The organism is Microcystis sp. LE19-41.2A (assembly GCF_027530405.1).
Taxonomy (GTDB): Bacteria; Cyanobacteriota; Cyanobacteriia; order Cyanobacteriales; family Microcystaceae; genus Microcystis; species Microcystis aeruginosa.
Map to the genome: position 1 here is coordinate 1 of NZ_JAPZQJ010000557.1, position 5,790 is coordinate 5,790.

Here is a 5,790-nt window from a genome sequence, read left to right on the forward strand (position 1 = left end):
TTCTCGGTTGGTGAGAGAGAGTCTATCTTTCTCTAAAAAAATGGAGAATCACGTTGGGGAACCCTTTGGTATTTTATCCATGACTACAATGCACACCTGGCAAAGGATTAAGCCGCCATCACTACTACCGAATCACCACCCGGAGTTATATATTTTAAGGTCTGTTCTCTTATTGTCGTCTCTATTCCCTCTAAAGTTTGGATTTTTTCAGCCTCAGCTTCCTGATGAAGAATCTTGGCTATCGCTTGAATATGTTGGTTAAGTTCTTGTTGTTGCTCTGGAGTCATTTTTGTCTTTTCCCCACTCTTTTCTCTATCCCATACCCAATTGATGCTTTTGTCAAGTAGTTTATTTGTTCTTCAGCTTTGACTTGCTCCCGGACGCGCATCACTGTGCAGAGTGTTCTTGAGTTGCTAAATGAGGGACTCTCTTTCAGTATAATTATTCAGGATTATTACCCTGATTTACAAATTGAAGACATTCGTGCTTGTCTGCAATATGCTATCGCTTTAGTAGCGGCTGAAGACATTAAACTCGTGTCGGCTTAATAATGAAATTTCTTCTCGATCAAGACGTTTACGCAATCACTGCGAGATTTCTAATTGATGCTGGACATGATGTGGTTCTTGTTACTCAGCACCGACCAACCTGATACGGTCGGTGTGCAACGGGATTGTTAGACCGTACCTCACAGATCGCTTATGATCAATTTATTCTCGCATATCTAGAAGTTTAAGCCATGTCACTCACTGAGTTAATTCTTCTGGTCAACAATCTGAGCCAGACAGACAAATTATCACTCTTCAAACTCCTAGCTGCACAAATCCCGGATGCTGAACTACAGGTTATCTTTTCCGCATCAGAGTATCCGATTTGGTCGCCCTACGATGCCACGGAAGCCGCCAATATTCTGATGCATATGATTCAGGATGACCGAGAGGCATCTACCCATGCCTAGTACAGTCGAATTTCCCCTTTCCGACGATGAAGCATTACCCACGATTCCCATCACTCTGAGTCATGCAGGCCTTTCTGTTTCTGCGAATGCCCTGCTGGATACCGGATCTACGGTCAATCTATTACCTTACGACATCGGGCCGCAATTGGGTGCAATTTGGGAGGAACAAACTGTCCGCTTGCCATTGGCCGGAAATCTTGCAAGGGTTGAAGCACGAGGGTTATTTGTGTATGTTCAAATTGGGAATTTGGAACCTGTTCGTCTAGCCTTTGCTTGGGCAAAAACCTCTCAGATACCCTTAATTCTTGGGCAAACGAACTTTTTTCGAGAATTTGATGTCTGTTTTCAACGATCGCGATGCACGATCGAAATTATCCGCTTCTAATAAGGGTCGATGTGTTTTGGGTGGGATCGCGCTTTTGGTTAGTGTTGATAGAGAAAAGCAATGCTGGGTTTCCTGCCGTCAACCCAGCCTTGTGTTATGCCCGATCGCTTTGGCAATCACTTAATCTTGGCGATCGATATGATGTAGCCTGTGTTAGCGTTAGCGTAACCCACGGATTTTGAACATTAGATAAGGTGCGTTCACTTCGTTAACGCACCCTACAAGATCGGCGTGCTGCTACGCAGTGCCTTCGGCATCGCATTCTGTTATGAGTTGATTGATGTTGGGTTTCCTTGCGTCAACCCAACCTACGGACGAGGCGATCTGCTACGCAGTGCCTTTGGCATCGTACTCATAATAGTTTACGAAATTCTGCGACTGTCAAACCAGCATCTTGAACAATTCCACCCATTGTAAATGCCTTAATTGGATTGTGCCTTGGAAGAGCAACTTGACGCACCCCATCACTCATGATGATATGTTTGCCTTGGCGAATGATCCGAAAGCCTACCTTCTCCAAGGCTCGTACTGCATCTAGGTGATTTACGCCAGGAATTCTAGGCATAGTTACACCTGCATTTCAATTTCACGAATTTCCCCATCTTGCAAGCGTTCTTCTAAGGCTGCAAGATACTCACGAATTGCATCTTGGATATTGGTTAATGCCTCTTCCTCAGTATCTCCCTCAGACCAACAACCGGGGAGCGCAGGAACGCCAACAGTAATTCCTTCTTCAGAACGATAAAGGACAATTTTGTATTTCATCATAAGTTCCTTCTAGATAGCACTCCATTTTAGCTTGATAGAATTATGGATGTGGGATCAAATTGTAGCAACAGCGGAACCTCACAGCAAACTTGATATGGTTGGGTTTCCTTGCGTCAACCGTTCGGCAAAAGCTCACGGCCGAAGTTCAACCTACAGGCTACTCTAGGCTATTTATTCCCCTAGAAACGAATCGCACCGTTACATTTCATTAACCCACCCTACAAGATCGGCGTGCTGCTACGCAGTGCCTTCGGCATCGCACTCTGTTATGAGTTGATTGATGTTGGGTTTCCTTGCGTCAACCCAACCTACGGGCGAGGCTGAAACAGTCCAGTAGCGTGTGTTAGCGTTAGCGTAACGCACGGATTTTGAACATTAGATAAGGTGCGTTACATTGCATTAACGCACCCTACAAGATCGGCGATCGCACTAAAACCTAGAGGGCTAACGGCTTAATTGAGCGGCAGAAGTATCTTTCTTTTGTCACCAAAATATCACTTTTTAGTCCGCTCCAATGATTTGTTATCTCTCTTTGTGGTGCGATTTTAAAATTGCCGAATTTATTTTGCGCCAAAAATCATAGCTACGCTTTTCTTTAATCTCTAACTTCAGGTTCTCTTTTTTTATAAATTAGTAACCAAACTAACAGTAACCCTGTAAACACTGCAATAATGCCCATACATCCACTAAATACTAATACTCCTGGGTTGACTAGCACGTCAAAAGAGATAGCATAGGGATTCAATCTTAAGGATGCTTGAATACTCAAGTACGCTGACAATCCCCACGCCAGTGTATTTACCAAAACCCACCAACCTGCTTGGGAAAAGAATCTTCGCAGTATTAACCATTGTGCAAGCCCAATAATGAAGCCGCCAGTAGCGTCAAAAAAATAAAAATTTTGAAAAAATCCAGCCACAAACCAACCAAGAGAAGTTGCCAAGATAAACCTGTTTGATATGGGAATCTTAGTCCTCAAGACTAGCCATTGTGCAGTTCCAATTACAGATCCAACAATTAAAGCCCCAATTATGCCACCGTTCCAAGATCTGTATAAAAAAATAAAAATGTCAGAAATCAAAGTTCTGGCAACAGTATGTAAAACTACCTTCTCAATTAGAGGTGCTAAAGCATTGATCGCCAAATTAACAACAAACGCACTTCCTAGATTAGCAAATAGCCACTTAAACCAAAGTAGAGTCATAGTTGAACCTCAAAAAATAAGCAAAATTTAAGGAATCGGTAAAAACGTCAGTATTTAAACTAAGTTACAGAGGTTAGAAGTAAATGGTAAACTTCTTAATGATGTGATCGCTTTGGCAAGAGGGGGAAGTGGTTATGTTTTAACAGTGTTAATTGGATTATTAGCGCAAAAAATGTCTGCAACTGATAGAGCGATCACTGCATATACACTTACCTAGCCAGAAGAATCTCAAAATCAGCAATTCCAAAATAAAAGTTAATCAGTCTTCTTTGAGATGAGGAGGAGCGATCACCTCTCACTAAGTACGGATGCCAGCGCCAATAACGCCAACCATCTCCAAACGTAGTAAAAAATCTCTCGCAAAATTTCACGAAAAACCTAACTTGCGCTGGCGAGATAACTATATATTATGGGGAAATTTTCCGTACATTACGCCAAATACGCATTTTTTTAAGAATCTTTCCGTATATTACGCTCAAATGGAGCGATCGCGAGAAGTTTTCCGTATAATATTACGATAAGCGTGTTATGCCGATTAGCGTACTCTGTTATGAACCCTCCCCCACCCCGAGAACTCCTAGACGTAGTGCGAGAGACGATCCGCCCTACCGCGTTACTCCTACCGCACCGAACAAACATATCTGGACTGGATTAAGCGTTATCTGCTCTTCCATCAGAAAAAACATCCTCGTGAAATGGGGGAAGAAGAGATCAAGTCCTTTTTGACCCATCTTGCCGTTGACAAAAACGTTGCCGCCGCCACCCAAAACCAAGCCCTCAACGCCATCCTTTTCCTTGATCGAGAAGTTCTTAAAATTGAACTGGAAAATATCGGTGCATATTTACGGGAAAAACGCTCCAAACGTCTGCCCACCGTCCTCACCAAAAAAGTAAAAATGGCTGATTATTTTAGCGATCGCACAACAGACTGCGATCGCTGCCCAGGTCATTCTCAACCCACCAAAGTTAGGATTGCTCATCGAAGAAATTGAATCTCTTGAGAAGCAATTACTGAGCTTGGGGGTTGAGAGTCGAAGTTATCCTTTAAATGAGCTAATCGCCTTTAGCTCGGCTTTTATGACGATGAAAGCCATTGCCAGCAACTTAAATCAAATGAGTCAAGACTTACCTGCCTACACCCAATAGGACTAAATCCCTTCTTTTCTAGCTAAAAGGACGGGACAATTGACATTAACCCGCACATAATCCGAGAGGGAAGTACCGAGAAGGCGATCGAGATCTGGTAAACTCTTAGCCACGGAAGGACGGCGATCGGGCGAACCCAACAGTAAGAGATCGACATTATAATCATCGACGAGTTTGCAGAGTTGTTCTCCCGGTTTACCCCCCGTCACCAGGCAGCGATAGGGTATATTCATCCGTTTCACTTTTGCTACTGCTGGCCCTAAAATTGGGTTTTCTTCCATTTCTTTGGCGGAAGTGGGGGCAAATTCTGGTTTTAAGTCGGGGTTGACGCGGGCCAGAATTAACTCTGCTGAAGGATAATCCCGCAGGAGATAAATAGCCAGATCGAGAGCTAAATCAGCCGAGCTAGACTTATCGAGGGCTACCATCACCTTTTTGATTTTTTTGACGTAAATATCGTCTTTTACCAACAACATCGGGTGATTAGTCAGTTGAAAGACGTATTGACTGACGGAATTTTCTAGAATTGCCTCCAGTCGCTTCAGTCCTCGGGAACCCATCAGGATCAAATCGGCCCCGATTTCGTCGGCAACTTGACAGACGGTATCTTTGGGATCTCCTTGCCGCAGAATAGTGGAAACTTTGCTGGGTTCAATTTTGACTTCTTGCAGGATTTTAGTCAGCATTTGGGTCCCCTCTTCCCATTTACTGGCCAGAGCTTCGGTGGTAATCTGAGGGGGAACAACCCGGAGAATGGTAATCGACGCTTTCCGGATAGCGGGGAGATCCATCAATGCTTGTAGCATTTCTTGGGTTTGACCTGCGCCGGAATCAGCGTATAGTATTTTCTCTAGCATAAGATTAAACTCGGTCTATGATCTTAATAGTTTTCGCCAATTTTCAGCATACTGCTAATGTTGTTCCCGAAATTTAACAACTTATTAAGCGCTTTTTCTTTGGTTAATGCGATGCCGAAGGCACTGCGTAGCAGCTCGCATTTGAGGTTGTTTTAAGTATTTATGCTCAATTGACTAGAAATACTTGGCTCAAAATCAGGGGACAGGCGTTTTTTTATACTATATTTTGGCTGCAATGCTGGCGCTCTCTTTTAATCACTGCTGCTGCTCACCATTTAATTGATGATTAAGTAGGTAGGTGTTGAAAGTTGTCAGACACCCCCCTTAATAACTATCCATTAGTCGGATCTTTCTTAACAAAAAGAGAAGAAACTTAAAAAAAGGGGAAACGATTGATAGGTATAGTTTTGAAAGAAGGAATTAAGGTGGAGGTAAGCAAAAAAATGGAGAAATGGGCAGCCCAAGAATTACA

Annotated in this window: 9 protein-coding genes and 1 pseudogene; 5 read left to right on the forward strand and 5 right to left on the reverse strand. The window is 43.2% G+C overall.

Features of this window, described 5'->3' with window-relative positions; all coding sequences use genetic code 11:
• Positions 1-140: 140 nt before the first annotated feature.
• Positions 141-287: pseudogene (locus tag O9290_RS23450) on the reverse strand (ISKra4 family transposase); the annotation flags it as partial.
• Positions 288-365: 78 nt separating this feature from the next.
• Between O9290_RS23450 and O9290_RS23455 the strand changes: the two are divergent.
• The 3 genes from O9290_RS23455 to O9290_RS23465 all read left to right on the forward strand — a co-directional run bounded on the left by O9290_RS23455 (position 366) and on the right by O9290_RS23465 (position 1,343).
• Positions 366-548, forward strand: a complete 183-nt coding sequence (locus O9290_RS23455) for a DUF433 domain-containing protein (protein ID WP_288057376.1) — start codon at positions 366-368, stop codon at positions 546-548.
• 191 nt (positions 549-739) lie between these two features.
• Complete coding sequence (locus O9290_RS23460; protein ID WP_002753442.1) at positions 740-958, forward strand: hypothetical protein; 219 nt, start codon at positions 740-742, stop codon at positions 956-958.
• Positions 951-1,343, forward strand: a complete 393-nt coding sequence (locus O9290_RS23465; protein ID WP_002753443.1) for a pepsin/retropepsin-like aspartic protease family protein — start codon at positions 951-953, stop codon at positions 1,341-1,343. The genes O9290_RS23460 and O9290_RS23465 overlap by 8 nt, the downstream gene beginning before the upstream one ends.
• Positions 1,344-1,695: 352 nt before the next feature.
• Here the strand turns inward: O9290_RS23465 and O9290_RS23470 are convergent, their stop codons facing one another.
• The 3 genes from O9290_RS23470 to O9290_RS23480 all read right to left on the reverse strand — a co-directional run bounded on the left by O9290_RS23470 (position 1,696) and on the right by O9290_RS23480 (position 3,315).
• The gene (locus tag O9290_RS23470) at positions 1,696-1,908 is read right to left on the reverse strand and encodes a type II toxin-antitoxin system HicA family toxin (RefSeq protein ID WP_002763902.1); all 213 of its coding nucleotides are present in this window, start codon (positions 1,906-1,908) and stop codon (positions 1,696-1,698) included.
• Positions 1,909-1,910: 2 nt separating this feature from the next.
• A complete protein-coding gene (locus O9290_RS23475; protein WP_002738180.1) occupies positions 1,911-2,108 on the reverse strand; it encodes a type II toxin-antitoxin system HicB family antitoxin in 198 nt (65 codons plus the stop codon).
• A 598-nt stretch (positions 2,109-2,706) separates the two neighbouring features.
• On the reverse strand, positions 2,707-3,315 hold the full coding sequence (locus O9290_RS23480) for a hypothetical protein (RefSeq protein ID WP_288057379.1): 609 nt from the start codon (positions 3,313-3,315) through the stop codon (positions 2,707-2,709).
• A 662-nt stretch (positions 3,316-3,977) separates the two neighbouring features.
• On the opposite strand from O9290_RS23480, the gene O9290_RS23485 reads away from it, so the two are divergent.
• Together O9290_RS23485 and O9290_RS23490 are read left to right on the forward strand one after the other, a co-directional pair.
• Positions 3,978-4,307: a site-specific integrase gene (locus O9290_RS23485; protein WP_230401073.1), complete on the forward strand. Its 330-nt coding sequence runs from the start codon at positions 3,978-3,980 to the stop codon at positions 4,305-4,307.
• Positions 4,288-4,461, forward strand: coding sequence for a hypothetical protein (locus O9290_RS23490; RefSeq protein WP_002760464.1), 174 nt, complete (start codon positions 4,288-4,290; stop codon positions 4,459-4,461). Before O9290_RS23485 ends, O9290_RS23490 begins: the two co-directional genes overlap by 20 nt.
• A gap of 2 nt (positions 4,462-4,463) precedes the next feature.
• On the opposite strand, the gene O9290_RS23495 is transcribed toward O9290_RS23490, so the two are convergent.
• Complete coding sequence (locus O9290_RS23495; protein WP_002760466.1) at positions 4,464-5,318, reverse strand: universal stress protein; 855 nt, start codon at positions 5,316-5,318, stop codon at positions 4,464-4,466.
• Positions 5,319-5,790 lie beyond the last annotated feature (472 nt).